General features: G+C 43.9%; 21 protein-coding genes and 1 pseudogene. 10 read left to right on the plus strand and 12 right to left on the minus strand.

Features of this window, described 5'->3' with window-relative positions:
* Positions 1 to 3 precede the first annotated feature (3 nt).
* The 4 genes from AACT19_RS17680 (at position 4) to AACT19_RS17695 (ending at position 4,236) form a co-directional block, all read left to right on the plus strand.
* On the plus strand, positions 4 to 969 hold the full coding sequence (locus AACT19_RS17680; protein ID WP_054547258.1) for a DNA polymerase III subunit delta': 966 nt from the start codon (positions 4 to 6) through the stop codon (positions 967 to 969).
* On the plus strand, positions 960 to 1,727 hold the full coding sequence (locus tag AACT19_RS17685) for a TatD family hydrolase (RefSeq protein ID WP_017093784.1): 768 nt from the start codon (positions 960 to 962) through the stop codon (positions 1,725 to 1,727). The genes AACT19_RS17680 and AACT19_RS17685 overlap by 10 nt, the downstream gene beginning before the upstream one ends.
* Positions 1,728 to 2,171: 444 nt before the next feature.
* On the plus strand, positions 2,172 to 3,602 hold the full coding sequence (ptsG, locus tag AACT19_RS17690; RefSeq protein WP_004736562.1) for a PTS glucose transporter subunit IIBC: 1,431 nt from the start codon (positions 2,172 to 2,174) through the stop codon (positions 3,600 to 3,602).
* Positions 3,603 to 3,831: 229 nt separating this feature from the next.
* Complete coding sequence (locus AACT19_RS17695) at positions 3,832 to 4,236, plus strand: hypothetical protein (RefSeq protein WP_004736563.1); 405 nt, start codon at positions 3,832 to 3,834, stop codon at positions 4,234 to 4,236.
* Positions 4,237 to 4,347: 111 nt separating this feature from the next.
* Here AACT19_RS17695 and AACT19_RS17700 read toward each other — a convergent pair whose 3' ends face one another.
* The gene (locus tag AACT19_RS17700) at positions 4,348 to 4,941 is read right to left on the minus strand and encodes a hypothetical protein (RefSeq protein ID WP_026012218.1); all 594 of its coding nucleotides are present in this window, start codon (positions 4,939 to 4,941) and stop codon (positions 4,348 to 4,350) included.
* A 145-nt stretch (positions 4,942 to 5,086) separates the two neighbouring features.
* Here AACT19_RS17700 and cydH point away from each other — a divergent pair, with 145 nt between their 5' ends.
* Positions 5,087 to 5,176, plus strand: a complete 90-nt coding sequence (gene cydH, locus AACT19_RS17705) for a cytochrome bd-I oxidase subunit CydH (RefSeq protein WP_099165371.1) — start codon at positions 5,087 to 5,089, stop codon at positions 5,174 to 5,176.
* A 41-nt stretch (positions 5,177 to 5,217) separates the two neighbouring features.
* The gene (locus AACT19_RS17710; RefSeq protein WP_017088593.1) at positions 5,218 to 6,432 is read left to right on the plus strand and encodes a patatin-like phospholipase family protein; all 1,215 of its coding nucleotides are present in this window, start codon (positions 5,218 to 5,220) and stop codon (positions 6,430 to 6,432) included.
* Positions 6,433 to 6,612: 180 nt separating this feature from the next.
* Here the strand turns inward: AACT19_RS17710 and pyk are convergent, their stop codons facing one another.
* Entirely contained in the window at positions 6,613 to 8,061 is a 1,449-nt protein-coding gene (pyk, locus tag AACT19_RS17715) for a pyruvate kinase (protein ID WP_004736568.1), read from the minus strand.
* A gap of 319 nt (positions 8,062 to 8,380) precedes the next feature.
* On the opposite strand from pyk, the gene mlc reads away from it, so the two are divergent.
* On the plus strand, positions 8,381 to 9,598 hold the full coding sequence (gene mlc / locus AACT19_RS17720) for a sugar metabolism global transcriptional regulator Mlc (RefSeq protein ID WP_076647771.1): 1,218 nt from the start codon (positions 8,381 to 8,383) through the stop codon (positions 9,596 to 9,598).
* A 168-nt stretch (positions 9,599 to 9,766) separates the two neighbouring features.
* Positions 9,767 to 10,708: a chemotaxis protein CheV gene (locus tag AACT19_RS17725; protein WP_004736572.1), complete on the plus strand. Its 942-nt coding sequence runs from the start codon at positions 9,767 to 9,769 to the stop codon at positions 10,706 to 10,708.
* 348 nt (positions 10,709 to 11,056) lie between these two features.
* Here AACT19_RS17725 and AACT19_RS17730 read toward each other — a convergent pair whose 3' ends face one another.
* The 4 genes from AACT19_RS17730 to AACT19_RS17745 form a co-directional block, all read right to left on the minus strand.
* Positions 11,057 to 14,149: an error-prone DNA polymerase gene (locus AACT19_RS17730; RefSeq protein ID WP_076647774.1), complete on the minus strand. Its 3,093-nt coding sequence runs from the start codon at positions 14,147 to 14,149 to the stop codon at positions 11,057 to 11,059.
* A 140-nt stretch (positions 14,150 to 14,289) separates the two neighbouring features.
* Positions 14,290 to 15,777, minus strand: coding sequence for a Y-family DNA polymerase (locus tag AACT19_RS17735; protein ID WP_076647777.1), 1,488 nt, complete (start codon positions 15,775 to 15,777; stop codon positions 14,290 to 14,292).
* 3 nt (positions 15,778 to 15,780) lie between these two features.
* On the minus strand, positions 15,781 to 16,488 hold the full coding sequence (imuA, locus tag AACT19_RS17740) for a translesion DNA synthesis-associated protein ImuA (protein WP_017085836.1): 708 nt from the start codon (positions 16,486 to 16,488) through the stop codon (positions 15,781 to 15,783).
* 155 nt (positions 16,489 to 16,643) lie between these two features.
* The gene (locus AACT19_RS17745; protein ID WP_004736577.1) at positions 16,644 to 17,384 is read right to left on the minus strand and encodes a YciK family oxidoreductase; all 741 of its coding nucleotides are present in this window, start codon (positions 17,382 to 17,384) and stop codon (positions 16,644 to 16,646) included.
* A 143-nt stretch (positions 17,385 to 17,527) separates the two neighbouring features.
* Here AACT19_RS17745 and sohB point away from each other — a divergent pair, with 143 nt between their 5' ends.
* Entirely contained in the window at positions 17,528 to 18,589 is a 1,062-nt protein-coding gene (gene sohB, locus AACT19_RS17750; protein ID WP_009849001.1) for a protease SohB, read from the plus strand.
* Between the two features lie 262 nt (positions 18,590 to 18,851).
* Here the strand turns inward: sohB and AACT19_RS17755 are convergent, their stop codons facing one another.
* From AACT19_RS17755 to AACT19_RS17765, 3 genes are all read right to left on the minus strand, one after another.
* On the minus strand, positions 18,852 to 20,414 hold the full coding sequence (locus AACT19_RS17755; RefSeq protein ID WP_004736579.1) for a SpoVR family protein: 1,563 nt from the start codon (positions 20,412 to 20,414) through the stop codon (positions 18,852 to 18,854).
* An 11-nt stretch (positions 20,415 to 20,425) separates the two neighbouring features.
* Positions 20,426 to 21,697 (minus strand): YeaH/YhbH family protein, encoded by a 1,272-nt coding sequence (locus AACT19_RS17760; RefSeq protein ID WP_017078142.1) that lies wholly within the window; start codon positions 21,695 to 21,697, stop codon positions 20,426 to 20,428.
* Positions 21,698 to 21,839: 142 nt separating this feature from the next.
* Positions 21,840 to 23,774: a PrkA family serine protein kinase gene (locus AACT19_RS17765; RefSeq protein ID WP_004736581.1), complete on the minus strand. Its 1,935-nt coding sequence runs from the start codon at positions 23,772 to 23,774 to the stop codon at positions 21,840 to 21,842.
* Between the two features lie 354 nt (positions 23,775 to 24,128).
* Between AACT19_RS17765 and AACT19_RS17770 the strand changes: the two genes are divergently transcribed.
* Positions 24,129 to 24,884, plus strand: coding sequence for a MipA/OmpV family protein (locus AACT19_RS17770; RefSeq protein WP_017078144.1), 756 nt, complete (start codon positions 24,129 to 24,131; stop codon positions 24,882 to 24,884).
* Between the two features lie 212 nt (positions 24,885 to 25,096).
* On the opposite strand, the pseudogene AACT19_RS17775 reads toward AACT19_RS17770, so the two are convergent.
* The 3 genes and pseudogenes from AACT19_RS17775 to AACT19_RS17785 form a co-directional block, all read right to left on the minus strand.
* Positions 25,097 to 25,168 (minus strand): annotated as a pseudogene (locus AACT19_RS17775) (prepilin-type N-terminal cleavage/methylation domain-containing protein); the annotation flags it as partial.
* Positions 25,169 to 25,180: 12 nt separating this feature from the next.
* Positions 25,181 to 25,750 carry an outer membrane beta-barrel protein gene (locus tag AACT19_RS17780; RefSeq protein ID WP_017078145.1) on the minus strand — a complete coding sequence of 190 codons (570 nt, stop codon included), beginning with the start codon at positions 25,748 to 25,750 and terminating at the stop codon, positions 25,181 to 25,183.
* Between the two features lie 397 nt (positions 25,751 to 26,147).
* The gene (locus tag AACT19_RS17785; protein ID WP_004736527.1) at positions 26,148 to 26,648 is read right to left on the minus strand and encodes a YfbU family protein; all 501 of its coding nucleotides are present in this window, start codon (positions 26,646 to 26,648) and stop codon (positions 26,148 to 26,150) included.
* Between the last annotated feature and the right edge of the window lie 147 nt (positions 26,649 to 26,795).

Genomic DNA, 26,795 nt, shown 5'->3' on the forward strand with positions numbered 1-26,795 from the left:
GTCATGGCTGAAGTGTATTCTTGGCTCACACCGGTATGGAGTGAGTGGAAAAAAAGTCTCGATGCAGAGCGTTTTCCTAACTCTGTGATTGTTAATGCACCGGAAGGGCTCGGCGTTGATGCGCTGATTAGCCAACTTACCGATGCATTGATGTGTACTAATTACGAAAGCGAGTCGTGTGGATTTTGCCACAGTTGTGAATTGATGAAGTCGGGGAGTCATCCGGATTTCCATGTGATTGAACCTGAGAAAGAAGGTAAATCGATTACCGTTGACCAAGTACGTGCGAGTAACCGCTGGGCTCAACAATCGTCCCAGTTAGGTGGTTTGCGCGTTATCTTGCTTAACCCTGCAGAGGCGATGAACGAATCGGCGTCGAACGCATTGCTGAAAACTCTAGAAGAGCCATCAAGTAAGTGCATCTTCATTCTTTCTACTCGTAACAGTAATCGCTTAATGCCAACTATTATTAGCCGCTGTCAGCAATTCAATGTGGTTAGCCCACAGTTGGATACTGGATCGACTTGGCTAGATGGGGAGGTAGGTAAAGCGGTTCCGCAGTATATTCTAGCGCTCAATGACAACGCGCCTTTGAAAGCGAAAGCCATGTTTGAGCAAGGCGGTGTTGAAGCCTCAACAAAAGTGCTCGATGGCTTTGTCAATGTAATCAAAGGCACTCAACCTGACATGCTGAAGTTTTCCACAGAGCTTAGTAAAGATCCTTTGGTTCAACTAGGCTGGCTATGGCACTTACTGTCTGACGTGCAAAAGCTGCATTTTGGTTTGGCGAATCAGGCGATGACTCCGAGTGCGAAAGCTTTGGTTGAGGTAATGTCTTATCAAAGTGCTTACGCAGCATCGAATAAACTGTTGATATTGATTGAGCAGTTAAAGCAACACCCCGGGCTCAATACGGAGCTACTCATAATGAACTGGCTGATTGCCACTTGCGAGGAAACATGTTCGTAGATTCCCACTGTCATTTGGACAAACTGGATTACCAAGATTTACACACCAGTGTAGAAGACGTGGTTAATAAGGCGAAGGCAGCAAACGTAGACCAACTGCTTTCTGTCGGTGTGACATTAGACTCGTTTGAAAATATGCTTGAGATGATCTCGCCGTTCGATAACGTTAAAGCTTCTTGTGGCGTTCACCCTCTCGATGTAGAGAGCGATTTCTGTCTAGAAAGAATGCGTGAGTATGCGAGCAATCCAAAGGTTGTGGCGATAGGTGAGACAGGCTTAGATTATCACTACCAGCCAGAGACGGCAGAACTACAACAGCTCAGGTTCAAGCAGCACGTTGAGTTGGCTGTTGAGCTTAATAAACCTTTGATCATCCACACGCGTAACGCGCGTGAAGATACGTTAGCTATTTTACGCGATGGTGGAGCAGAGAAGTGCGGTGGTGTGATTCATTGCTTTACTGAAGATCAAGCGTTCGCCGAAGCGGCAATGGAATTAGGTTTTTATATCTCGATCTCAGGTATTGTGACCTTTAAACAAGCCACAGAACTTAAAGATGTTGTGAAAAACCTACCGCTAGATAGGTTGCTGATCGAGACGGATTCGCCATACTTGGCTCCGATTCCATATCGAGGTAAACAGAATCAGCCTGCATATGTGGTCGAAGTGGCGGCTTATATCGCGCAGTTGAAAGGGCTGTCAATGAAAGAGGTTGCTGAACAAACAACCAAAAATTACCGAAAACTTTTTTTGCGATAAAAAACTAACTAAACAAATAAAAGGGAGCGAAAGCTCCCTTTTTGTGTTTTTGATCACCAAAAGTACGTTTTTTTTTAATGTTTACTAATTATGTTGAACTTGGGAGCACTATTTACACTATTTGTAATTTTGTTACTAAAAATAACATTAGCTCCTATTTTATTTACCCAGTAAAATAATACACCCATCAAAAAATATATTTATATTTCAATGATTTAATGTCTTGTAAAGCATTGCATTTCTAGATTTGACATGTGATCCAAGACGTGTTTTGAAACTAAATTTCGTAAGTGACTAGAAAGTTAGTTCCGCATCAATATATATTTAGCGGCAGAAAATATAATGCAATACATGGTTACATTTTCACTGGGTGCTAACATATAGGCTACGGGGGTGTGCCGTTAGAACCCATATAATTATTTTATCTTTATCAGGAGCATAAACATGTTTAAGAACCTTTTTGCTAACCTGCAGAAAGTTGGTAAGTCTCTGATGCTACCAGTATCAGTTTTACCAGTTGCGGGTATTTTGCTAGGTGTCGGTGCAGCAGACCTTCCTTTCATTCCAGAAATTGTTTCAAACTTAATGGAACAAGCGGGTGGTTCAGTATTCGGTCAAATGGCACTACTGTTCGCAGTAGGTGTAGCACTTGGCTTTACTAATAACGACGGTGTAGCTGGTCTAGCTGCTATCGTTGGTTACGGCATCATGACTGCTACACTTGGCGTAATGGCTGGTGTAATGGGCGTTGATAAAATCGATACTGGTGTACTAGGTGGTATCCTAGTCGGTGGTGTTGCTGCTTGGGCATTCAACCGTTTCTTCCGTATTCAACTACCAGAGTACCTAGGCTTCTTCGCTGGTAAGCGTGCCGTGCCAATCATCACAGGTTTCTCTGCGATTGGTCTAGCAATCCTACTATCTGTAGTATGGCCACCAGTTGGCGGCGCTATCTCTGCGTTCTCTGATTGGGCTGCTCACCAAAACCCACAAGTGGCGTTTGGTATCTACGGTATCGTTGAGCGTTCTCTAATTCCATTTGGTCTTCACCACGTTTGGAACGTACCTTTCTTCTTTGAAGCTGGTACTTGTGTAAACGCTGCTGGCGAAACTCAAAACGGTGTTCTGACTTGTTACCTAGTTGCTGATGACGCATCTCGTGCAGCGGGCAATGGCTTCGGTCAGCTAGCTGGTGGTTACATGTTCAAGATGTTCGGTCTACCTGCTGCTGCAATCGCAATTGCACACTCAGCTAAGCCTGAAAACCGCGCTAAAGTGATGGGCATCATGGCTTCTGCTGCGTTGACTTCATTCCTAACGGGTATCACTGAACCAATCGAATTCTCATTCCTATTCGTTGCTCCAGTACTGTACGCAATCCACGCTCTACTAGCTGGTTCTGCATACGTTCTTGCGAACACTCTAGGTTTTGTACACGGTACATCTTTCTCACACGGTCTAATCGACTTCCTAGTTCTATCTGGCAACGCGTCTAAGATGGGCCTAATGGTTGTATGTGGTATTGGTTACGCTGCAATTTACTACATTGTATTCCGCACTGTGATTAAAGCACTTGACCTTAAAACTCCAGGTCGCGAAGACGAGTCAGAAGACGACATCGTTGCAACTGGTACAGAGCTTGCTGGTGAGTTAGTTGCTGCATTCGGTGGCAAAGCGAACATCACTGGTCTTGACGCTTGTATTACTCGTCTACGTGTTGCAGTAGCTGATACAGAAGCTGTTGACCAAGACAAACTGAAGAAACTAGGCGCAGCTGGTGTTGTTGTAGTTGCTGGTGGCGTACAAGCTATCTTCGGTACTAAGTCTGACAACCTTAAGACAGACATGGATGAGTGGATTCGTAACAACGGTTAATTCACTGATTCAATAAATTGAAAGGAGGCCGAAAGGCCTCCTTTTTTGTTTTCTGCAACATAAAGACCTTTCTACGTTTCATCTTTTCTAAATCAGTGAATTACCACTTAACTCGATGTGTTGTTACTCGTTCTTGATCGTTTAATGGCTGCGATCTTTAACCAAGTGATGACATCTTTAGCTATGATTCAAGTAACCTACCGTTTTTTCAAAACAGTCTGAGAATATTATGAAACATCGTTACTTGATCGGCCTTATGTGTTGCAGCGGAGCCTCGTTTGCTCACGCTTCTGAAGCTCCAGATTTAGAAGTTGGACTAGCCATCGACCAAGACCTGAGTGTCGTTGTGGAATTTGATCAGAAATACCGTGCTACGATTGGCAATGACGGCGCTGCATTTGACTATATTTTTAAGCGTGGTCAGTTTGAAACTGAAGCGCCTTTAAGTTGGTATGTTGGTGCAGGTGCTTGGGCTGAATGGAATGACGACTTTGGTTTGCGTTTGCCGCTAGGCGTGAAAGTGAATTTCTATGAAGGTTGGAATGCTTACGCACAAGTTCACCCTGAGCTCGACATGTACAAAGGTGTTGAGTTACAAGTAGGCGGCGCACTAGGTGTGACCTACAAGTTCTAAGTTGAACTGAAAACCGTTTTTATAATGAAAAAGCCAGCATCAAGCTGGTTTTTTCATTTCCTTAGAATACTTCTAGTCTAAAGACTTATTGATCCAATATGGGGACTCAACCTAGAAGGTAAAACTCAATCCAACATTGGCTTGGAATTGGTTCATCCAGTCAGTATCAAAGCGGATGATGCAGTCTTGGCCATTGCTCGGTACGTTACAAACACCGGAGGTGTCGTTGTCGACCACAGTACCTAGCCAACGTACTTGTGTATTTAACGCTAAGCGGTCACTGAATTTGTACTCTAAGCCACCAAAGATAGAAGTTGAGAACCCATATTTATCTTTCGCCCAATCTACATCAACGTAAGAAGCACCAAGACCTAACCCTAGATAGCCTGACAACGCAGATGAAGCAGGGTAGTAGATACTACTTTGAAAGTGCAGGTATTGAATTGAGGAGCTTAGATTGAGCGTTTCTAACTCAGAGCTCTGATTGGAATAGAAAAAGCCGATACGACCTTTCTCAAGCGGAGTTTCAATGGCGAAGGTGAAGTTTTCTGAACCTTCCATATCATAAGTATTACCATCCTGGTCTTCGACGCTACCACCACCTGTATAACCAATCATCGGAGTGATAATAATTTCCGGTGCTGCATACAAGTTTGAAGCGGAAATGAGCGCAACAAGCGCAATCATATTTGCTTTGTTATTCATGAGTATATCCTTATCCATACACTTACTAATTGTGATGGTTACATCAATATTGTGCGACTAATTTCGACGATTCTTGAAGATACTTCACACACCTGATAATACTTAAATAGAGACTCGACAAATTAATAATAAGCCAGAGGTGCTTATGGACCATAATCTGAAAAATGCGCTACAAATAACAGTAGTAATCTACACCATCATTCTTTCGTTTGGCTTTATTGCGATTGGTAGCTAATACCATCTATTGCGAGGCTGAGTTTTTATACTCAGGGAATAATGAATAGTGGGATTATAACCAATATTGATTCGGCAATAGACTTAGATTACTACGCTAAGTTTATTGCTGGAAAAACAGCACTGGTTGCCCAAGGCGGCGGACAGCGAAGTATTTTTACGGCTGGTGTGCTGGACGCATTTCTTCTTTCTAATTTTGACCCTTTCGACGAATTCTTTGGCACCTCAGCGGGTGCGCTTAATTTGTGTGCCTATCTGTGCCGTGATAAAGGGCTAGGTCGTTCTTTCGTTCTCGATTTAACGACGGCTCCAGAATTCTTCAATCTTTTCTCTTATATACGAAAGCGACAGAACTTAGGTTTAGAGTGGGCCTTAGAACAGATCATGGCTTACCCATACAAGCTTGATCTTGATTTGGGACGACAAACCTTAGGTGATCGCCATTTCTCTGCGGCAGTAACGGATTCTAAAGATTTACGAGACCATTATTTTCCTCTGATGGGAGAAGACTGGTACAAAGTGATGATTGCGACCTGTGCCATCCCTCGTCTGTACAATGATGAAATCTTCATTGGTGACAGTGCTTATGTTGACGGTGGCGTGTCTGCGTCTATTCCTGTGCAAGAAGCATGGCGTAGGCAAGCTCGATCGATAGTCGTGATACGTACTGAGCCTGTATTGGAAGAGGGAGCCGAGCTATCCAAGGAGATTCAAGGTAAACATGCCTTAATGAAAGCACCTAAGCCTATATCGGCTGAGGAGTTGGAATGGTTCCGTGAGTCGTTTGATAGTGTGCAAGATCATTGGCAACAAAAAGTAGAACAATGGAAAACCGATTGGACGTCATTCTTTCAGCAGCAAATTCTCCGTTCAAAGGAGCAAAAGCGCGATAGAGGGCACCTTGATCTGCTCAATGGTGGACGATGGCTATTTGGTGCTGATGATATTTATCGTTTAAGTCATTTGATTGGCGATAAGTTTGATTCTGGCTTAGCTGACATGTTGATGGTTCATTATCAGACCTACTCATTAACTCAGAACTTTTTGAACTCTCCACCGGACGATGCGTTTGTTGTTCAAATTGCACCCAGCAAACCGCTTAAGTCGAGCTCTTTGATGAGTGACAAGGAAGATTTGCTGTACGATTACGACTTAGGTTTAGAGGCGGGTTACCGATTTGTAGAAACCTATACTTCAACGGAAAACGCTCGCAGCTCACATATGCCACAGTTGGCGACTTGCGCTGCTGATAAGTAATATTCGAAATTGCTAAATAATATTCGAAATTTATAAGTAATACTCGAATTTGAAAGTTAGTACGTAATGAGCTAACAAGGTTCTGAAGTGAAAAAGGGTTACTGAACTTAGTTCAATAACCCTTTTTTGATCTTGGCTGGGTCGCTGATCAACGAACTGACCTAATCAAACACTAACTGATTAAGTGACAGGCAAGATTCTCATGCAGTTGGTTGAGCCCGCCACGTCCATAATGTCGCCTTGAGTGACGATCACGAGATCGCCAAACTTAAGATGCTCTTTCTCTTTTAGGCAAGTGAGCGTAGATAGGGCAATGTCAAAGCTATCCTCGGCTTCTGTCTCGAAGTAGATAGGTGTCACACCGCGGTACAAGGTGCAGCGATTAAGTGTTCCTTCGTTACGAGACAGCGCGTAGATAGGCATATCTGCACTTAGACGAGACATCATCAATGCAGTACGGCCTGACTCGGTGAGAGTGACTACGCCCTTAATGCCTTCCATATGGTTTGCAGAGTAGATGGTTGCCATTGAGACAGTTTCTTCAGCGGTGACAAAAGTACGGTCAATACGGTAATTAGATTGGTTATTAATGCCCGCCATTTTCTCTGCGCCAATACAAACTTCTGCCATCGATTTTACGGTTTCAACCGGGTAATCACCGGCAGCGGTTTCACCTGAAAGCATGACCGCATCTGTTCCATCAAGTACCGCATTGGCAACGTCCATCACTTCGGCACGGGTTGGCATTGGTGCCGAGATCATTGATTCCATCATCTGAGTTGCGGTGATGACGGTTCTGTTAAGCGCTCTAGCACGGCGTATAAGCTGTTTTTGTACTCCGACCAATTCAGGGTCGCCAATCTCTACTCCGAGGTCACCACGAGCCACCATGACCACATCTGAGGCCATTATGATGTCATCCATGTTCTCAACAGTGGCAACGGTCTCTGCTCGCTCTACTTTTGCTACAAGGTGAGCTTCTAAGCCCGCTTCACGTGCAAGCTGACGAGCGTAGTGCATGTCTGCGCCGTTGCGAGGGAAAGACACTGCGAGGTAATCCACTTTGATTTGGGCTGCGGTGACGATGTCGCGCTTATCTTTTTCTGTTAGCGCTTCTGCGGAAAGGCCACCGCCTTTTTTATTGATGCCTTTGTTATTTGACAGTGGGCCGCCAATGATCACTTCTGTATGAACGCGACAGCCTTCGACTTCGGTCACTTTCAGCTGAACACGACCATCGTCGAGTAACAGGATGTCGTTAGCTGAAACGTCGTTAGGTAGTTCTTTATAATCAAGACCAACCGCTTGTTGGTTGCCTGCACCTAAACCTAGGCTACTGTCGAGAGTGAATTTGTCACCCACAGCAAGTTGGATTTTGCCATCTTTGAATGTCGATACTCGAATCTTGGGGCCTTGTAAGTCACCGAGAATAGCGATTTGAGTGCCAAGTCTTTTTGCAATTGCTCTGACGTTTTCTGCGCGTTGTATATGGTCGTCGCTGGTGCCGTGAGAGAAGTTCATGCGGACGACATTGGCACCGGCTTTGATGATCTCTTCAAGCACGTTACCTTTATCAGTAGAAGGGCCTAGCGTTGTGACGATTTTCGTTTTTCTTAATTCGGCTGTCATGAATACTCCTAGAGTGAGGCCAAGTAATCTTTTAAAAGACTGAATTAAGTATATGCATTAATTGATTATTTATTGGGAGCTAGGGAGATATTTCATTATTTGTCTCTAATTATTGAATTCAGGGCTCAATAACGATGTTTTATTCTGAAAATTAAGTCTCAATTTATCGATTTTGGTGTTAATTTTCCTCGAACTATTTGACTCGATACACAAAGATTCATGTATATACGTGATACTGGTCACGGCGATATACCAAGTGACTTCACAATTACTTCGCAAAGTAAAAAAATTAACTCGTTGATGATTTCTGGAGCGTAAAATGTACATGGCTCAACCGGGCCATATTGATCATATCAAACAGGTCAATGCTGGTCGTGTATATAAACTAATTGACCTTAAAGGTCCTATTTCTCGTATCGATCTGTCCAAGCAAAGTGAGTTGGCTCCGGCGAGTATTACTAAAATTACCCGTGAACTCATTGAAGCTCACCTTATTCACGAAACGACGGTTCAAGAAGCCACGACTCGTGGGCGTCCTGCTGTCGGTCTGCAAACCAATAACGAAGGTTGGCAGTTTCTGTCGATGCGTCTTGGTCGCGGATACTTGACGATCGCGCTCCATGAATTGGGCGGCGACGTGCTTATCGATACCAAGATTGATATTCATGAACGTGACCAAGATGATGTGCTTGCGCGTCTTCTACATGAAATTGATGAATTTTTCCAAACCTATGCTGAGCAACTCGATAGGGTAACAAGCATTGCGGTTACGCTACCGGGTCTTGTGAATTCTGAGCAAGGTATTGTGTTGCAGATGCCGCACTACAACGTTAAAAATTTAGCGTTGGGTCCTGAGATTTACAAAGAAACGGGTCTACCTGTCTTTATTGCCAATGATACCCGAGCTTGGGCATTAGCAGAGAAGCTGTTTGGCCACTCACAAGATAACGATAATTCAGTTCTTATCTCGATTCACCATGGTGTAGGTGCCGGGATCATCCTTGACGGCCGAGTGTTGCAAGGTCGCCACGGTAATATCGGTGAACTTGGGCATATCCAGATCGATAAGCAGGGCAAACTTTGTCATTGTGGTAACCGAGGCTGCTTAGAAACAGTCGCGAGTTCTCAGGCGATCCGTGATCAAGTGAAAGAGCGACTGGCTAATGGTGAAGCATCGTCATTAACTGTGTTTGAAGATATCACTATTGAACAGATCTGTGCTGCCGCTGCTGATGGCGATCCATTGGCTGTTGAAGTTATTGAACAGCTAGGTCGTTACTTAGGTGCCGCGATAGCGATTGTGATTAACCTTTTTAACCCTGAGAAAATCTTGGTGGGTGGTGTTATCAATCAGGCTAAAAGCGTGTTGTACCCTGCGATTCAAAAGTGTATCGAAGAGCAGAGTTTATCGGTTTACCATCAAGATTTAGAGCTGGTGGAATCTCGATTCTATAAACAAGCAACCATGCCTGGTGCTGCGCTTGTTAAACAAGCCTTATATGATGGCCAACTGTTAATGAAAGTTGTTGAAGGTTAACTCCTTATATTCGTCTTTTAGCCTCACCCGAAACCTTTCCATGTACTTAAGCTTTGTATAACATCATTTGTTGTACTTAGTTTAAGCATTCTGTGCATTGGCGCTTTGCTTTAACCTATTGAAGTAGGCTATTGTAGCCACAGTTATTATTTGTCACTAAGGTGTTGTATGTCTGGCGTTTTAAATTCGGTTGATCAGAGAACCAAACTGGTCGGTGAAAACCGTCTGGAGCTCTTGTTATTCAGCTTAAACAGTCGTCAACTTTTTGCGATTAACGTATTTAAAGTGAAAGAAGTCCTAAAAGTGCCAGTACTCACTCGCTTGCCGGGCTCTCACCACCATATTACGGGTGTTGCGTCTCTACGTGGTGAATCGGTGCCTGTTATCGATTTGCGCAGCGCGATTGGCTTCCCACCGTCACGAGATGAGACTCAAGAAAATAACTTGATCATCACGGAATACAATCGAACTGTACAAGGTTTCTTAGTTGGACAAGTGCGTAATATCGTGAATACGACGTGGACTGAAATTCAGCCGCCTCCAAAGACAACGGGTCGTGCCAATTACCTGACGGCTATCACGCATATTCAAGAAGAAGAGCAGCACAAGATCGTTGAGATTATTGATGTTGAAAAGGTACTCGCTGAAATCATCGATTATGATGTTTCGATTTCTGACGGTGTATTAGATGAGCAACTTGCCAATGAAATGGTTGGACGCAATGTACTTATCGTTGATGACTCTTCAACCGCGCGTAACCAGATTAAAGGTACCTTATCGCAACTGGGTTTGAACATTATTGAATGTTGTGATGGTTTAGAAGCACTGACCTTACTTAAGGGCTGGTGTGATGAAGGTAAAGACATCAATCAAGAAATATTGTTGATGATCACCGATGCCGAAATGCCTGAAATGGACGGCTATAAACTGACGCATGAAGTGCGTACGGATCCAAGAATGCATGACCTGTTCATCACGCTAAATACTTCATTAAGTGGAAGTTTTAATGAAGCTATGGTTGAGAAAGTAGGGTGTAATCGCTTTATTTCTAAGTTCCAACCGGACCTTCTGGTTGAAGTGACTCAAGAGCGAATGCGTCAGATTTTATAATTAAGACTGCTGTACGGTTATTTTAAGTGACCTTATGGAAAACGTTTGCTAATATTCATGCAGCATATTTTTCTTAACGAAATATGCTCAACTACTAGCGTAACTTTTCACACACAATCTAAGGTAGTTCCTCTTAATGATATGGTTGACTTCTAAAGTCGTAATGACTTTGAGCTTATTACTGTATAGGGAATTTAAGAAAAGACGTACGGAAGCTGAAGTTGAGTCATAACTCAACAAATTGAATTGAAGGGAAGCTGATGCTTCCCTTTTTCGTTTCTTTCCTTTTTCGTTTCTCCGTCTATCGTTTATTAGTCAATGAACGATAGAAAAACAGTTGATACATCGCTAATGAAAATCCCGAGACTTGGTGTTCAAGCCAACAATCTCCTCGGTAATATCGATGAGCTTACCCGCGATAACATGCACGACTTCCCCTTCTTTTTCTAATATCCCTTGTACCTTTAAAGCCTTGGCTGTGAGATAAGCTTGTTGTTGGGCGCGCGCGGTGGCTCCCCAGACCACAACATTAATATTGCCTGTGTTATCTTCCAATGTGACAAAGGTGACCCCAGCTGCGGTGCCTGGTGATTGCTTACCCGTGACTAATCCGACAACGGTGACCATGGATTTGTGTCTTTGTTGTATTAAGTCCTTCATGTGTGTGAATCGACCTAATCGATTGGCTTCTTCGAGCACAGTGATTGGGTGTTTGTTTAATGAAATCCCGACACTGGTGAAATCTTCGAGTAGATCTTGCATCTCACTGGGTTGATGCAATGAGAGCTCGCCATTATCATCTTCTGCATAGTCATCGACTTGGTTAAACAAAGGTAGATCAGAGGCTGAGTCCATCATTGCCCAGCGAGTCTGGAAGCGGTCTCCCGAGACGTTATGTAGCGCATTGGCCGATGCCAGTAGCTCGATATCTTTCTTATTCATCGATAACTGTTTCACCTGGCTAGGGTGGCGATAACCGGATTGTGGACGATTGGCGAGCACGCTTTGAATCCCATGTTCGCTGAATCCTTTGATTTGTCGCAGCCCTAAGCGAATCGCTAAACCATTCTGATGTTCAACGACTATGTGGTTGTCTTGTGAGGCGTTCACACATACTGGAAGAACCTCCACATTGTGCCGTTGTGCGTCTTGTACCAACTGTGAGGGGCTATAAAAACCCATAGGCTGACTATTCAGTAAAGATGCGTAGAAACATTCTGGGTAGTAACATTTCAACCAAGCTGAGCAATACGCTAATACTGCAAATGAAGCCGAGTGGCTTTCAGGAAAGCCGTACTCGCCAAAGCCGCATATCTGTTTAAAGATCTGTTCGGCAAATTCTGTCTCATAGCCACGTTTTTGCATGCCCTCGATAAGCTTGTTTTTAAACTTAAAGACGTTGCCATTTTTTTTCCAAGCGGCCATCGCGCGTCTGAGCTGATCCGCTTCACCACCTGTGAACCCTGCAGCGACCATCGCGAGTTTAATCACTTGCTCTTGAAAGATAGGTACACCCAAGGTGCGCGACAGTACCGATTCCACATCTTTAGATGGATAGCTGATTGGCTCAATACCATCTCGGCGTTTTAGAAACGGATGCACCATATCGCCTTGAATAGGCCCTGGGCGTACGATAGCGATTTGAATCACCAAGTCGTAATAAGTCCTCGGTTTAAGCCTTGGTAGCATGCTCATTTGCGCTCGTGACTCAATTTGGAAGATACCGACCGTGTCTGCCCGTTGAATCATGCCGTAAACCTGAGGATCGTCTTTGAGGCGGGTGATCTCTGCGATCGTTAGCGAGCGACCATGAATGCGTTTGATTAGGTCGAAACATTTACGAATCGCAGAGAGCATACCCAGAGCAAGCACATCGACTTTAAGCAGTCCCAAGGTTTCTAGATCATCCTTATCCCATTGAATTATGGTTCGTTCGTGCATTGCGGCATTCTCGACAGGAACCAGTTCATACAAAGGCCCAGAAGAGATCACAAAGCCACCGACGTGTTGAGATAAGTGACGTGGAAAACCGATGATTTCATTGACCAAATGGATAAACTGCTGACCTTTTAAAGAGTCAGGTTGTAGTCCTAATTGAGTTAATTGTGCCTGCCACCCTAGGCTTTTGTCCCTACGGTTGGTGTTCTTGATGAAGTAGTCGAGCTGGGTTTCTTGTAGCCCTAATGCTTTACCGACATCTCTTACCGCACTTTTAAAGCGATAAGAAATGACCGTTGCGGCAAGCGCAGCGCGTTCTCTACCGTATTTTTGATAGATGTATTGGATGACTTCTTCACGTCGTTCGTGCTCAAAATCGACATCAATATCAGGCGGCTCATCGCGCTCTTTACTGATGAAGCGCTCAAATAACACCGAGATCTGTCTTGGATCGACAGAGGTGATTTCTAAGCAGTAACAGACTACGGAATTGGCCGCTGAACCTCGACCTTGGTAAAGAATGCCTTGGCTTTTGGCAAACATGACGATGTCATGAATGGTGAGAAAGAAGAAAGGGTAGTCGAGATCATCAATCAATCCGAGTTCTTTATCTATGATTTGTTGAATGTTGCTAGGCACACCTTGTGGGAAGCGAGCTTGTTTCCCTCTCTCGACCAACATGCGCAGATAACTCATGGGTGTCTCACCTTGAGGAATCAGTTCACTGGGATATTCGTAGCGCAAACTGTTTAACTCAAATTCGCACAGTTCTGAGATTCGGTTGCTCTCTTCTAGCCACTCCGCTTTGAAAATACGTGAGAGCTTATTGATGCTTCGTAAACAGCGCTCGGCATTGGCCAGTAAGTGACTACCCACTTCAGTAATGGGTTTTTGGTACTTGATCGCAGTGAGTGAGTGCTGCAAGGGTAAGCGGTTAGCATTGTGCATCAATACACCGCCGCAAGCCGTTATCGGCAGGTGATGATGTTGTGACAGCTCGACACAGTAATCGATGTACTGCTGGTCGGTTTGTTTTAGGTGTCGTTGTAAGCCGATCCACAACCGACCTGAATGATGCTGGGAGAGCCATTGCCCCCAGTGTGCGTCTTCATTTTTCTGTTGAGGGAGCCAAAGAATAAAACAATGCTTAGCCGACATGATATCCCACTCAGAGAGCTGATAATGTCCCTTGCTGCTACGGCGTCTCGCGTTGGTAATAATACGGCACAGTTCGGCGTAGGCTTGTCTGTTTGGGCATATCAAGATCACTTGGCACTCTTCATTTAACCAAAACATACTTCCGACAATTTGCTTGAGCGACAGTTTATGTTGCTTGATTGCAGAGTGAACCTTAACGATGCCCGCCACTGAGCACTCATCAGTGACAGCGAGTGCTCTGTAACGTAAGAAGTCGGCCTGTAAAACAAGCTCTTCTGCGTGTGAAGCTCCCTCAAGGAAGGAGTAATTACTTTGGCAAAATAGCTCTGAGTATTGCTGAGACATAACGTAATATCACTTAACCATTGCGAGTGAACATGATTGAAAAGGGATGTTGAAATTGAACAAGTGGAACGGACGAGCTAACGAAGTTTCTTACTGACTTTTTACAGACTAGCTTTCTTACTGACTTACTTTCCTACAAGCTAGCTAAATAAGCCGTGCAAAAACCACTGTTTATCTGGCGTTCTAAAGATCCATAGCCACCGACCGTTTTCGCTGTGAGCAATAAAGTAGTCACGAATGATTTTCTCGCCATCCCACCAGCCAGACACAATACGCTCAGGGCCTTGAGATAAGGTGACGCTTTCGGTTAAGGCTTCGGGCTCTGACAATAGAATACTGGGCCTGAGTCGCTGTTGGCTGATGTTGGAAGCTGTCATAGTTTGTTGCGCGATACCTTGGGAAATTTGTCCCTTTTTTACCGTATGCCCCAGTGTCGGTAGTGAATATTGGTTGGCCTTCTCTGGTCTTGGGTCATGCTGTATTTTGGGAGTCTGAATACAAGCTTGTCCTAACTTGGCTTGAAGTAGTGAGAGCAAATCTAACGCGGCAAGTGTTCCTGTATTGCCATCAAAAAGATCACGGTAGGCCATTTGCGGTTCTCCATGACGAATTACGGAAAGGGTCAGCCCCTGAACCGGTGCCGTGATCTTCAGTGATTCTAAGGTTAGATGAGTCAGGTTCGCCCACTTTGCAGCAAGGTAATCGCCTTGTGCTGAATAGAAAGAGACAGGGTGGTCGTCTTTATCTCTCAGATGCAAAGTCAGCGTTAACTCGAAAGCAACTCGGTCGCGTAGCTTCAAAAAACACTCGAGTTGATTTAATAATTTCAGTAACGGCTTTTCGATAAACAGGATGTTTTCAATATCAAACAATAGCTCGAGATATTGCTGAAAATTCTCCGGTGGATGGTAGAAATCAATCGGGTGCTTGAACTGGCCGTTAAGGCGACCGACATAGTTCACCAAATCGATATCAAAGCGACGTGCGACATCTTGCAAAGGCAGTTTCAATAGGTCATCCACTAAGTTAATGCCGACACGGTTCAGACGTTCCACTTGCTTAGTTGGCAACTCACTAGAACTCAATGCTTGTTGATTGACCCATGCTTTCATTTGCTCAACATTATTAGTGACTTGGTTGATGGATTGCTTACCCAAAAGGATCGCAGAAAGTGGCGAGTAACCTGTCGCGAAGCTGAACTGGATATTGAGCGTTTCTAAGTGGCTTTTGAGCTCATGCCAGTAGTTATCTAGCCCATCGTAAAGTGACAGCATATTAGATGCTTTAATCAACAAACCATTCGGTGGTAGTAAAGCCATGTCAGAAGTGACCAAATACGCCCATTGAGCGATCTCTTTGAGCTTACTTTTTTCTAGCTCAATACTGTAAGGGTGGACGTGTAAGTTATGGCAAAGCGCCGCCGCAGACCCTAGCCCCATACCAAGTGAAATTCCCGATTGCAGCGCAGCTTGGTTAGCTTGCAGCACACGGTGATCTTTTTCATCCACGATGATAATAGGTTGCTCGTGTGACTCTTCATTAGAGTGAACTTTCTCGGAGTTAGATAGCTCAGAATTGAACAAGGTATCCAACTGCAGAGATGGAAAGTGCAGATAAAGCCACAACATACGCTAGCCTTGTTTCGCAATAGGAAAAGCCAGCACGGTGTTATTTGATAAAGCACTATGTGAACTGTCTTGAAGGGTGATTTTTTCAGTGAGTAACGGCCAATTTTGGCTCATGTCTAGAATAAAGCTGCCATACGACCAACTGCCTTTCCTTTTTGTGACCTCAACCTTTAACCCTTGGGCGTGAGAAGATAGCTTCATGCTTAGAGAAACGGGTAGGGATAACTGATTATGGCTGGTGGCCTTAAAGTGAAATTGCAGACACTTACCGGTTTCGCTTGCTGCTTGCAGGCGCTTGGTTTGGTGTATTTCTAGATCGGCTCCCCATAGCAATACCGAGTGACAGGCGCCGCTTTTAAGGCACTGCTCTGCTGCCCACAATGCATCGAGATCGCGCTGAGGTTGGATAACGAGGATGTTCTCTAGTTCAATACCTTGGCTGCTAAAAAACTCGGCACAGATCTTCCCCGGTGGGTTAATGAAGATGGCCAATTTTTGTGAGTTTTGTTGAGCTAAACAAGGTGTAAGCAGGCGAAGTTCACCGATCCCTTGTTGCGATTCAACCTCAATAACACCATGCGTCGGAAAGCCACCATCAAGCTGTTTATCCAGTTGAGGATAGCCTGTTGAAGTAGTACTTCCTTGCGCTGTTGATTGTAACCCTGTCCAGATTAGCTGGCGGTCTTGTAAGTTTTTTATTAGTTCATGCATAATTAAATACCTGTATATTTATACAGTATATTTAACAATGGAAAAGATGCAAAGAAAAATGACGAAAATCAGATGAATTAAATATTAGATGGTTGATTTAGATACAAAAAAAGCCGCTATGGAAGCGACTTTTTACTATTGATTAATGATATCAGTTACTTAGGTTGAGCATCGATACATTGGCCATTAATGTCTGTCACACTTGGGTTCATTAAGTGTAGATACAGCGGGATGATGTCGAGTGGAGTTTTCAGCTTGTTCGCATCTTCACCTGGGTACGCTTTTGCACGCATGCGTGTTTGAGTGCCGCCAGGGTTGATCGCGTTTACACGGATGTTGGTGTCTTCAAGCTCGTCCGCTAGGATTTGCATCATGCCTTCAGTCGCAAACTTAGAAATCGCGTAAGTGCCCCAGAATGCACGGCCAGAGTGACCAACTGTAGAAGAGGTGAATACGATACGACCGGCTTCAGCTTTTTTAATGACAGGCAGCAATGCTTGAGTCATTAGAAATTCAGCTTTAACGTTGATTTGCATAACGCCATCAAACGTCTCTTCATCGATTTGATCAAATGGACTTAACGTGCCAAGCACACCTGCGTTATGCAGTAGGCCGTCTAAACGACCGAACTGTGATTCAATGGTTTCAGCCATATCAATGTAGTTCTGCTTTGTTGCTCCTTTGAGGTCTAGCGGAATGATCGCAGCCTGAGGGTAACCAGCACTTTCGATTTCATCGTAAATGAATTCAAGGTTTTTAACATTGCGGCCTAACAGAATGACAGTTGCACCATGTTGAGCGAAGCTTAGTGCGGCTTGGCGACCAATGCCAGCACCGGCACCTGTAACCAAAATTACTTTATCTTTGAGGGCATCTGTAGAGATTGGGTAATCCACTGTGCTTATCCTTCTTTCTTTTATTATGTTCGTCATTCCATTGGTGTTTAATCACACAGATAAACGCAGGAATGATGAGAAATTCTTGGTAATCGTGACAAGATGGTTACAATACACTAATTCATACATTAGGGGATATGACATTGGAATTTTTGTTGGACTACGGCTTGTTTTTAGCCAAGATTGCGACCGTTGTAATCGCCATCATTGCAATTTTAGTGATTGCTAAATCGGTGGGTGGAAAATCAAGCGCGATTAAAGGTGAGCTGGAAATCACGAACCTATCTGAGCACCATAAACAGACGATTGAACAATTAGAGCACCATCTACACGATGATGCTTTCATCAAAGCCCGTGATAAAGCAGAAAAGAAAGCGGAAAAAGAAAAAGTAAAATCACGTGGCAAAGAAGTGAAAAAAGCAGCGAAAGAGGGTGAGCTTGATAGCAAGCGTGAACCACACCTATTCGTTCTCGATTTTAATGGCAGCATTGATGCGAAAGAAGTGGCTTCGCTACGTGAAGAGGTAACGGCGGTGTTGGCTGTGGCTCGTGAAGGTGATGAAGTATTGCTTAAGCTTGAGTCTGGCGGTGGCATGGTTCACGGCTATGGTTTGGCGTCTTCTCAACTCGATCGTATCAAAGCAGCAGGCCTGCCTCTGACTATCTCGGTAGACAAAGTAGCCGCGAGTGGTGGTTACATGATGGCATGTATCGCAGACAAAATTGTATCTGCACCTTTTGCTATTGTTGGCTCTATTGGTGTTATTGCTCAACTGCCAAACTTCAATAAACTGCTTAAAAAGCATGATATTGAGTTCGAACAGCTAACGGCGGGTGAGTACAAACGCACACTTACTATGTTTGGTGAGAACAGCGATAAAGCACGCGAGAAGTTTAAAGAAGAGCTCGAAGAGACACATGGCCTATTCAAAGACTTCATCCGTGACCATCGTCCAGCACTCGATCTTGAAAAAGTAGCAACGGGTGAACACTGGTTTGGTACACAAGCACATGAGCTTGGGCTGGTGGATGAGATCAGCACTTCTGATGATTTAGTCGTAGCGGCATGTAAGGACAAAACGGTTCTAGCGATTCACTACGTACAGAAGAAAAAGCTGTCAGACAAACTAGCGGGCGTGGCAGGTAAATCTGCAGACAGCGTGCTGATGAAGCTGATTGAACGCGGCCAAAAGCCGATTGTTTAAGCTTATTTAGCTTTAGCTTTAGCTTTAGCTTTAGCTTTAGCTTTAGCTTTAGCTCTAGTATCTAGTATCTAGTATCTAGTATCTAGTATCTAGTATCTAGGTTTAGTGCCTTGCGTCTATTGAAGACGTTTGAGCCTTAAAAAGAAAGCGCATAAGTCATCAGACTTATGCGCTTTTTTATTGCTCCACTTCCGAGCGGGTGACCACCATGTTGTAGGGGGAGCGGAGTTTTATACCAAGCACTTACTTACTGTGATTGATATTAAATCTTGGCTCCATAATCATTGCGTTTTGGACAAGTCGTCAGAATCTCTCTATGACCCGTATCTTTGAGCTCTTCCAAAATCACATCAAAGCCCCATAAGCGATAGAGATGTTTCATCACTTCGTCGTAGCCTTTATCAAGCGGTATACGGCCGTGAGGCACATACTGTAGTGTCATCGAGCGATCACCACGAACATCGACGTTAAACACCTGAATATTCGGCTCAAGGTTACTTAGGTTGTATTGCGCCGCAAGCTTTTCACGAATCAAGCGATAGCCTGGGTCATCGTGAATAGCACTTATCTCAATGGTGTTTTTGCGGTCGTCGTCGAGCACAGAAAATAGTTTAAAGTCTCGAATGATCTTTGGTGAAAGGTATTGGCTGATGAAGCTTTCATCTTTGAAATTGTGCATGGCAAAGTGCACCGCTTCTAACCAATCACTTCCGGCTAACTCAGGGAACCACTCTTTGTCTTCATCGGTTGGTTCTTCACAGATGCGTCGGATGTCTCTAAACATCGCAAAGCCAAGCGCATAAGGGTTTATCCCGCTGAAATAAGGGCTGTTGTAGGCGGGCTGTGCGACCACGCTGGTGTGGCTGTGTAGGAATTCTAAGATGAACTTGTCACTCACCAAACCTTCGTCGTAAAGGTGGTTAAGAATGGTGTAGTGCCAGAAGGTTGCCCAGCCTTCGTTCATTACTTGAGTTTGCTTTTGAGGGTAGAAGTATTGGCTCACCTTGCGAACAATGCGAACACACTCACGCTGCCAAGGTTCAAGTAGTGGTGCGTTCTTCTCGATAAAGTAGAGAATGTTTTCTTGAGGTTCGCTAGGAAAGCGGATTTTGGTCTCTTTTTCCTTGTCTTGATTTTTAGGCACAGTTCTCCACAGCTCATTGACTTGAGATTGCAGATACGCTTCACGTTCTTCTTGCCTTGCTGTCTCTTCAGCTATGGAAATCTTCTCGGGGCGTTTGTATCTGTCTACGCCGTAATTCATGAGGGCATGACAAGAGTCGAGAAGTTGTTCGACTTCGGCAACACCGTATTTTTCTTCACAATCGGTAATGTATTTTTTAGCGAATAATAGGTAGTCGATGATGGAACTGGCATCGGTCCAGGTTTGGAATAGGTAGTTGCCCTTAAAGAAAGAGTTATGGCCGTAACAAGCATGAGCCATTACGAGCGCCTGCATCGTGACCGTGTTCTCTTCCATCAGATATGCGATACAAGGATCTGAATTGATCACGATTTCGTACGCTAATCCCATCTGACCATGCTTGTAGTTTTGCTCGGTTTGAATGAATTTTTTGCCAAATGACCAGTGATTGTAATTGATCGGCATACCGATGCTCGAGTAAGCATCCATCATCTGCTCAGAAGTAATCACTTCAATTTGGTTCTGGTAAGTGTCTAAACGGTAATGCTGCGCCACACGTTTGATTTCTACGTGATATTGTTCCAAGAGGTTGAATGTCCAATCTGGACCATCAGGCAGCATCTTGTCGTTTCTCTTCTGTGTCGCTTTGTCTTTTTCTGCAACGTTTGATTTCGCTGTCATGGCAAGCCCCCTTACGCTGTCTCTTTCTGGAACAGTTCTCTAAACACAGGAAAAATATCATCCACCGTTTTAATATTTTTCATGGCGAAGTTGTCAAAGCTACTCTCGAGTTTTTCGTATTCGTGCCAAAGTGTTTGATGAGAGCGGCGTGTTATTTCGATGTAAGAGTAATATTGGCAAGTTGGCAGAAGTGTATTGACTAATAGCTCCTTACAACGAGGAGAGTCATCAGCCCAGTTATCGCCATCAGAGGCTTGTGCTGCATAGATGTTCCACTCATTTGCAGGATAGCGGTCTGCGACAATTTCCTTCATCAGTTTCAGTGCACTGGAAACGATGGTGCCACCGGTTTCTTGTGAGTAGAAAAACTCATGTTCGTCGACTTCTTTAGCCTGAGTATGGTGACGAATAAACACAACATCGACGTTTTCGTAGGTGCGGTTTAGGAACAGATACAGAAGGACATAAAAGCGCTTCGCAATGTCTTTCGTGGCTTGATCCATTGAGCCAGATACATCCATTAGGCAGAACATTACGGCTTGGCTAGATGGAATAGGGCGCTTCTCGTAGTTTTTAAAACGCAGGTCGAACGTGTCAATAAATGGCACGCTTTCAATTTTTTTACGTAACTCGGCAATCTCTTCTTTTAAACGACTTTCTTCAAAGGGTTGTGCTGGTTCCGTCATTTTAACTTGGTCAAGCTGCTCCATCAGTAGGTTAAGCTCGCGCTTTTTACCTGCTGTCATCGCGGTTCGTCGAGCCAGAGATTGCTGCAGTGAACGAACGATAGCGATGTTGGAAGGAATCCCCGCGCTTTGATAGCCAGAGCGATGTGTCTTCCATTCGGTGATTTTGTTGACCTGATTTTTCTCTAGATTAGGTAGAGCTAAATCTTCAAAGAGAATATCAAGATACTCATCTTTTGAAATTTGGAAGGTAAATTCATCTTGGCCTTCGCCATCAGGGCTTGCGTCGCCTTGGCCTGCGCCACCACCTTGACCGCCACCTTTAGGGCGTTCGATTTTATCGCCAGTGATGAACTGATCATTACCTGGGTGAACGCGCTCTCTTACGCCGCCTTGACCTTGGTGAAAGCTTGGCTCTTTGATGTCTTTATGGGGAATAGTGACGTCTTCACCGGTTTCTGTATTGGTGATTGAGCGTCGGTTAACTGCATCGGCCACAGATTCTTTGATTTGCTCTTTATGGCGTCGTAAGAAACGCTGTCTATTCACAGCACTCTTATTTTTGCCATTGAGCCTCCGATCGATAAATTGTGCCATAAGAACTCCCTCTCAGCTGATGTCGCGATCCTACTTTTTATAGGTTTTAAGAGTTATTGGTTTATTAGAGCTATTCGTTTACTAGGGTATAAAGTTATTGGTTTGTACGAGCTGCTCAGTTGAGCAGCTCAATACAGTTTGGTTATGAGGATTTACGAACTCTTAGGTACCACTCAGATAGCAGTCTCACTTGTTTCTCGGTGTAGCCTTTTTCCATCATACGAGCAACGAAGTCATCATGTTTTTTCTGATCATCCGTTGAGGTCTTAGCATTGAACGAAATAACAGGAAGCAGCTCTTCTGTGTTAGAGAACATTTTCTTCTCAATTACAGTGCGCAGTTTCTCGTAGCTTGTCCAAACTGGGTTTTGACCGTTATTGTTGGCTTTGGCACGAAGCACAAAGTTCACAATCTCATTTCGGAAGTCTTTAGGATTACTGATACCGGCTGTTTTCTCGATTTTCTCAAGTTCACCATTCAGAGAAGCACGGTCAAATAGCTGGCCTGTTTCTGGATCGCGGTACTCTTGGTCTTGAATCCAGAAGTCTGCGTAGGTGACATAGCGGTCGAAGATATTCTGACCGTACTCAGAGTAAGACTCTAGGTAAGCGGTTTGAATTTCTTTACCGATGAACTCTACGTAGCGTGGCACTAGGTATCCTTTCAAAAACTCTAGATACTTCTCGGCGGTCTCTTGAGGGAATTGCTCACGTTCGATTTGCTGTTCAATCACATAGAACAGGTGCACTGGGTTTGCGGCTACTTCGGCTTGGTCGAAGTTAAACACACGAGACAGGATCTTAAAGGCGAAACGCGTTGATAGCCCAGACATGCCTTCGTCAACACCCGCATAATCTCGGTACTCTTGGTAGCTCTTCGCTTTTGGATCGGTGTCTTTTAGAGTTTCACCATCGTAAACCCGCATTTTTGAGAACAGAGAAGAGTTTTCTGGCTCTTTCAGTCTCGATAGGATGCTGAATTGCGATAGCAGATCGAGTGTGCTTGGCGAACAAGGGGCTTTGGACAGCTCACTGTGCTCAAGCAGTTTTTGGTAGATCTTAACTTCTTCAGAGACGCGCAGACAGTAAGGGACTTTTACAATGTACACACGGTCGAGGAAGGCTTCGTTGTTTTTGTTGTTACGGAAGGTCTGCCACTCAGATTCATTAGAGTGAGCCAGAATCATACCGTCAAATGGCAGTGCAGAAAGCCCTTCGGTACCGTTGAAGTTACCTTCTTGTGTTGCCGTTAGGAGTGGGTGCAAGACTTTGATTGGCGCCTTGAACATCTCCACGAATTCCATCACACCTTGGTTGGCTTTACACAGCGCACCAGAGTAACTGTAGGCATCAGGGTCATCTTGAGAGAAGTGTTCAAGTTTACGAATATCGACTTTACCAACCAGAGACGAAATATCTTGGTTGTTTTCATCACCAGGCTCTGTCTTCGCGATCGCAACTTGGTCGAGAATCGAAGGGCGTAGTTTGATGACTTTAAATCTAGAGATATCACCACCGAAATCATGGAGGCGTTTCGCTGCCCAAGGAGACATGATAGAGCGTATGTAACGTTTCTCTATTCCGTACTCTTGTTTCAAAAGGTCGCCATCTTCGTTTACGTCGAATAGACAGAAGGGGTGATCATTCACAGGGCTTCGCTCACCATCTGCAGACAGCACATAGATTGGTAGCTTTTGCATCAGTGCTTTGAGTTTTTCAGCAAGGGAAGATTTACCACCGCCCACAGGGCCAAGCAGGTAAAGGATTTGCTTCCGTTCTTCTAAGCCTTGTGCAGCGTGTTTTAGGTAAGAAACAATCTGTTCAATCGCATCTTCCATGCCGTAGAAATCTTTAAATTCGCTGTAGCGTGAGATGACACGGTTCGAGAAAATACGACTTAGATGGGGGTCTTGAGCGGTGTCTATAACCTCCGGTTCGCCGATGGCCAGTAGTAAGCGCTCAGCAGCGTTAGCGTAAGCACTTTTATCGTCTTTACACAGCCCTAAGAACTCTTGCAATGTGAGCTCTTCTTCCTTGGCTGCTTCATAACGTGATTGATAGTGGTCAAAAATACTCATAGTCACATTCCCCTTGTTAACCAGTCAAAACTGATGAGCGATTGAAAAATAGGCTCTCCCTACATTTTAAGGTTAGACCCGCTTGCACAATTTTGCTTAACAATTATGTATTTATTTACAATTTTGCGTGTGAAAAACCTAGCGAGCGCAATAGGCAACTTGAGGCGTGTAGAATCCAATTATTTTACATTCGAGGGGATCTAGCCGTTTGTTTTGTGATTTTAGGTCGCTTAATAATACTCACACTGGATTTATGTGTATTAGATGTATAACTGAGCTCTATTGATTTACTGGAATGAAGTACCATATAATGCGCGGCGTTATCAAAAATTGCTCAATAAATAGGTAGATGTAGTGAAGAATTATGGGTTAAAAATAGTGGCTATCAGTGTTGCGTTACTGGCTTCGACAGCAACACATGCAAAAATCTCGCAGTGGTCACTGGGCGTTGCCGCTTCTTATTCTCCGGCTGTCTATAAAGATACACCGTCAAACCGCGCTGTGATTCCTATGATTGGCTATGAAGGTGAGCACTTTTTCATGCGTGGATTCAGTGCGGGTTATCGCTTACTTCCTGCGGGCTCACCACAGAATATCGTGTTTCGAGCGGTTTATGATTCGAGGACATTAAAGCCCGGTGATTCTGATAACGTTGATATTCAAAAGTTAGATGAACGTAAAGCATCAGTATTAGGTGGCATTAGCTACCAAGTGATCACCTTGGTCGGGATGTTTGAAGCGACAGCAGGCTCTGATTTAGGGTTTAGGCATAATGGTATCTATGCGGAAGCTGCATGGCGTTTACCGATTCGTCGCAATGGGTGGGCGATTACACCCTCTATTGGTTATGCTTATAACAGTGAGCGCTTGAATAACCACTTATACGGGGTGAGTTCAGCAGAAGCGTCGAGAACTAATTTGAATGAGTTCGATGCAGACTGGGATGGTCAGTACTTTATTGGTTTAGGTGGTTACTTGCATGTGACGCCAAATATCCGGGTCACTGGTGGCGTTCGTTATACCAACCTTGAAGGTGATATTGAGAACAGCCCAATACTTGAAAGTGGCATCAACATGGCCGCAAACGTCGGTGTTGCTTACGTCTTCTAGTTGCTTTGGTTTCCCTCTCTAAATGCGGACATTAAAAAAGGGTTACTCATGATGAGTAACCCTTTTTATTTATGCGAAGTACCGACCGATTATTACAGTAATCGAATCGAATCGAATCGAATCGAATCAAGGAAAGACATGGCTAGATTTAGCTCCCACCAGTGATTTTTCTACAAATCAATTTACTACCAAACTCTTCACCCAGTGGTTTAAAAACTTGGGGCAGCGGTTAACGCTAAGATACCAAGAATAACGATGATCAGCTCAATTAGTGTAAAACCTTTCTACTTCATACCTTAGAAAGTGAAACCGGCCTGTAGACCTAGAGTACCGTCACTGCCTAGATTTAGACCACCTGAGCTGAAGTCGTACCAATCAAAACCAACACGTGCCATAAACTTCGAGTTACCAAACATTGGTTGCACTGACTTAAATTCAGCACCGATGCCGTAAGTTGCCCCCCATTCACTATTTGAATACTTGTTATTCACTGAGCCATCTTTATCAGTGATCGTTGATTTAGAATTAAAGTTTGAGTAAGCAAGACCAACTTTACCGTAGATAGCAAAAGATTCATCGAAACTATATTTATACATTGGCGCTAGAGACATTTTGAAGTGTTGGTAATCGCCCTTGTGCTTAGTTAGGTCGCCGTTTACGTCTGAAGTAACATCGCTGATATCTGAATCGATGTAATTCATGGTTGATTCTAAATAAAAGTTTGTATCAAGAACTTGTGAACCAACAGTGAATTGTGCGCCTGTGTCGTCTTCGTTAATGCCAACGCCGCCAAGTACGTACATTTCGTTAGCTGCGAAAGCTGAAGTAGACATGATAGCTAGTGATGCAAGGATGAATTTTCTCATTTTGTTTATCGCTCTGGTTAATAAATTTCGGGGAGCATTCTAGCTATCTTATTTAAAATAAAAAACACCGTTCAAAATCGATCGATGGTTTTTAATTTGTATTAAATGTTTCGAAGTGGAATTAATAAAGATGAATGACTTAATTGGTTATAAATACTAGGTTTGTGTTCGTTGGTTAATGGGCGATATCAGAGAAATTAATTGGAAATGGTTCCACATTTAATATCTTATCTTTATGATTCATTTGCGCTTTCTGTATCTGAAGGACACTTTTTATCCACATCGCTTCATAAGTCCCGTTTTCTGTTTGTATGCGAACATTAAAAAAGGGTTACTCATGATGAGTAACCCTTTTTCTTGAAACTTTTTAAAAAGTTATCGCTGATCTATTAACGTATTAAGCGCTAAAGATTTGAGATAGCTCTGTCGCACATAGGTGGTACTGACGAGGGCAGTTGCGCCATGTTGTTAGCATGCGACGGTACTTCTCTAGCATTGGCATTTGGCTATTGAAGTGGTGATCTGCTTTGTCGAATTGAGGGTAAAGACCTTCAGAATCAACAAGGAAACGCACGTAATGTACGCTCTGAGCTTCAGAAGCGATATCAAAACCTAGGAACTGTAGGCGACGTTGGTCTACTTCAGCACGTTCTTGTTCTGCAAGCATTTTGTTCGACTCTTGCATGGCATGGTACATCTCCATGATGTCGATAACTTCGCGACATTCGGCTTCAGTCAAACAGCCAAATTCTTTGTTAAGTTCACGCATTTGAAGTTCGTAACCACGTTCTACAACCGTTTGTAGACGTTGGTATTTAGCGGAGTTCTCAGGATCCATTTGAGACATTAGGTAGTATTGATTTGATAGAATTAGACGCTGAGCATTGGTCATTTCCATGGGAGGAGCCTCACTAAAAAACTAAATGTTATATTCTTTTGTTGCAGTAAGAGTAACAGCATTCCTACGAGTGGAAACATGATCTCAACACGGATTTAATATGATTTTTTGAATTGATAAACAAAAGTTGTAATACCAATTCCATTA

The sequence above is a fragment of the Vibrio sp. 10N.222.47.A9 genome (genome assembly GCF_963872585.1).
Lineage (GTDB): Bacteria > Pseudomonadota > Gammaproteobacteria > Enterobacterales > Vibrionaceae > Vibrio > Vibrio splendidus.

Bases quoted from the DNA above. Each gene is read 5' to 3' on its own strand.
- mlc (WP_076647771.1), top strand. From the start codon at position 8,381: ATGTACATGGCTCAACCGGGCCATATTGATCATATCAAACAGGTCAAT.
- AACT19_RS17700 (WP_026012218.1), bottom strand. From the start codon at position 4,941: ATGAATAACAAAGCAAATATGATTGCGCTTGTTGCGCTCATTTCCGCT.
- AACT19_RS17780 (WP_017078145.1), bottom strand. From the start codon at position 25,750: ATGAGAAAATTCATCCTTGCATCACTAGCTATCATGTCTACTTCAGCT.
- AACT19_RS17685 (WP_017093784.1), top strand. From the start codon at position 960: ATGTTCGTAGATTCCCACTGTCATTTGGACAAACTGGATTACCAAGAT.
- ptsG (WP_004736562.1), top strand. From the start codon at position 2,172: ATGTTTAAGAACCTTTTTGCTAACCTGCAGAAAGTTGGTAAGTCTCTG.
- AACT19_RS17735 (WP_076647777.1), bottom strand. From the start codon at position 15,777: ATGTTGTGGCTTTATCTGCACTTTCCATCTCTGCAGTTGGATACCTTG.
- cydH (WP_099165371.1), top strand. From the start codon at position 5,087: ATGGACCATAATCTGAAAAATGCGCTACAAATAACAGTAGTAATCTAC.
- AACT19_RS17730 (WP_076647774.1), bottom strand. From the start codon at position 14,149: ATGTCTCAGCAATACTCAGAGCTATTTTGCCAAAGTAATTACTCCTTC.
- AACT19_RS17785 (WP_004736527.1), bottom strand. From the start codon at position 26,648: ATGGAAATGACCAATGCTCAGCGTCTAATTCTATCAAATCAATACTAC.
- AACT19_RS17760 (WP_017078142.1), bottom strand. From the start codon at position 21,697: ATGGCACAATTTATCGATCGGAGGCTCAATGGCAAAAATAAGAGTGCT.
- AACT19_RS17695 (WP_004736563.1), top strand. From the start codon at position 3,832: ATGAAACATCGTTACTTGATCGGCCTTATGTGTTGCAGCGGAGCCTCG.
- AACT19_RS17710 (WP_017088593.1), top strand. From the start codon at position 5,218: ATGAATAGTGGGATTATAACCAATATTGATTCGGCAATAGACTTAGAT.
- pyk (WP_004736568.1), bottom strand. From the start codon at position 8,061: ATGACAGCCGAATTAAGAAAAACGAAAATCGTCACAACGCTAGGCCCT.
- AACT19_RS17765 (WP_004736581.1), bottom strand. From the start codon at position 23,774: ATGAGTATTTTTGACCACTATCAATCACGTTATGAAGCAGCCAAGGAA.
- AACT19_RS17680 (WP_054547258.1), top strand. From the start codon at position 4: ATGGCTGAAGTGTATTCTTGGCTCACACCGGTATGGAGTGAGTGGAAA.
- AACT19_RS17755 (WP_004736579.1), bottom strand. From the start codon at position 20,414: ATGACAGCGAAATCAAACGTTGCAGAAAAAGACAAAGCGACACAGAAG.
- AACT19_RS17725 (WP_004736572.1), top strand. From the start codon at position 9,767: ATGTCTGGCGTTTTAAATTCGGTTGATCAGAGAACCAAACTGGTCGGT.
- imuA (WP_017085836.1), bottom strand. From the start codon at position 16,488: ATGCATGAACTAATAAAAAACTTACAAGACCGCCAGCTAATCTGGACA.